This window comes from Streptomyces malaysiensis subsp. samsunensis, from assembly GCF_024519315.1.
In the GTDB taxonomy this organism is placed as follows: domain Bacteria; phylum Actinomycetota; class Actinomycetes; order Streptomycetales; family Streptomycetaceae; genus Streptomyces; species Streptomyces malaysiensis.
Genome location: NZ_JANIIC010000181.1, coordinates 1 through 2,620, shown reverse-complemented (window position 1 = coordinate 2,620; position 2,620 = coordinate 1). Strand labels below are relative to the sequence as shown.

At 69.6% G+C, this 2,620-nt stretch carries 1 protein-coding gene; it reads right to left on the bottom strand.

The window, feature by feature from the left end; all coding sequences use genetic code 11:
- The coding region (locus NQU54_RS48290; RefSeq protein WP_257636613.1) for an SDR family NAD(P)-dependent oxidoreductase at nt 1-2,620 on the bottom strand (2,620 nt) is incomplete at both ends.

Sequence of the window (2,620 nt, the reverse complement as noted above, 5' to 3'; positions counted from 1 at the left end):
ATCCACCGTCACCGCCGGGCCCTCAAGCCCGAAGGTGTACGCCACCCGCCCCGACACCACACTCGCCGCGTTACCCGTGCCCAGATGGCCCTCAAGCCCCTCCGGCGCCCGCTCAAGCAGCGACAGATAGTCCTGACCATTGGTCCCGGCGAACACACCCACCGGCTGACCACGCAACGCACCCGGATCAATACCCGCCCGCTCGAACGCCTCCCACGACGTCTCCAGCAGCAACCGCTGCTGCGGATCCATCGCCAACGCCTCACGCGGCGAAATCCCGAAGAACGAGGCATCAAAATCACCCGCGTCGTAGAGGAAACCACCCTCACGCGTATACGACGTCCCCTGACGCTCCGGATCCGGGTCGTACAACCCCGCCAGATCCCAGCCACGGTCGGACGGGAACTCCGCTATCGCGTCCCCACCCGCCGACAGCAGCTCCCACAACTCCTCCGGCGACCGCACCCCACCCGGGAACCGACAGCTCATCGCCACAATCGCGATCGGATCATCCGCCACCGCGACCACCGGAGCAGCCACACCACCGGCCACCGCCACATCCGCACCCAGCAGCTCCGTACGCAGATGGTCGGCGAGGGACGTGGCGTTCGGGTAGTCGTAGATGAGCGTGGCGGCCAGCCGCAGACCGGTCGCCGCGTTCATACGGTTACGCAGCTCGACGGCGGTCAGCGAGTCGAAGCCCAGCTCCTTGAACGCCCGCCCCGCCCCGACCGCGTCGGCCCCACCATGCCCCAGCACGGCCGCGACCTGCGCACGGACCAACTCCAGCAGCGCACGGTCCTGTTCGGCCCTCGGCAGACCGCTCAACCGCTCACCGAGCGGGGAACCGGAGTCGGCATCGGTCACCACCTGCCCAGCCACGGCACCGGTCACCACGCGCGGCCCGGCCTCCGGCAGATCCGCGATCAGTGGACTCGGCCGCACGGCAGTCAGGGTCCGGGCAAACCGGTCCCAGTCGACATCCGCGACCGTCACAGCCGTGTCATCGAGATCCAGAACCCGCTGCAACGCGGCAACGGCGGACTCAGGCGCCATCGGCGGCATACCCTCGCGGCGCATCCGCCGCTCCATGGCATCGTCGTCGGCCATACCGCCCTCGGCCCACGGACCCCACGCGATCGAGGTCCCCACCAGCCCCTCGGCACGCCGCCGCTCCGCCAGCGCGTCCAAGTAGGCATTGGCCGCAGCGTAATTGCCCTGACCAGGCGTACCCACCGAACCACTGACCGACGAGAAAAGCACAAACGCCGAAAGATCCAGACCTCGCGTCAGCTCGTCCAGATGGCGCGCGGCGTCGGCCTTCGCGCGGAGCACGGTGGCGAACCGCTCGGGCGTGAGCGAGTCCAGTACGCCATCGTCCAGGACACCGGCCGTGTGGATGACACCGGCCAGCGGAACCTCATCGGGTATGGCCGCGAGCAGCTCCGCGAGCGCCTCCCGGTCCGCCACATCGCAGGCGGCCACCGTCACCCGCGCACCCGACGCGGACAGCTCATCCCGCAACTCCACCGCACCCGGAGCCGCCAGCCCGCGACGGCTGGTCAGCACCACATGCCCGGCCCCGTTCGCCACCAGCCAACGCGCCACCCGCGCACCCAACGCACCCGTACCACCCGTCACCAGCACCGAACCAGCACCCGGACGCCACGAACCACCCGCCGACGCGGACACCGCAGCACGCACCAACCGACGCCCGAACACACCCGACACCCGCACCGCAACCTGGTCCTCACCACCAGACCCGGCCAACACACCCGCCAACCGCCCCAACGCACGCTCATCCACCGACTCCGGCAGATCAACCAGCCCACCCCACCGCTCCGGCAACTCCAACCCCGCCACCCGACCAAGACCCCACACCCACGCCTGACCCGGATCCACCACACCATCAAAACGCCCCACCGACACCGCACCCCGCGTCGCAACCCACAACGGCGCACCCACACCCACATCACCCAACGCCTGCACCAACACCGCCGTACGCAACAGACCACCTTCACCACCACCCACAGCCAGCAGCGAGAACACCCCCACCACCGGAACGTCACCCACCGCCGCACCAAGCTCCCCCGCCACCCCCGACCGCTCCACAGCCCCCGACTCCACCACCCGCACATCCACACCACACCCCGCCAGCATCCGCACCACACCCACGGCCCACTCACCCTCAGCCGCCCCAACAGGCACCACAACCACCCAACAACCACCCAAAGACCCAGCCGCACCACCCGCCACCGGCCTCCACGACACCCGATAACGCCAGCCATCCACCGCCGAACGCACCAACTCCTGCCGCCGCCACGACGACAACGCCGGCAACACCTCACCCAGCGAAACCGCCGGATCCACCGCCAACTCCGCCGCCAACGCGGCCACATCCCCGCGCTCCACCACATCCCAGAACCGACCATCAACAACCGAACCCGCAGCGGCCTCCACGGCCGGAGCCTCTTCCCACCAGTACCGGGTGCGCTGGAAGGCATACGTCGGCAGTTCAACCCGCCGGGCCCCGGTGCCCTCGAAGAACCCGGCCCAGCCCAGGGAGCGACCTCGCACATGCAGCAGAGCGAGGGCAGCGGTAACCGCCTCGGCCTCGGGA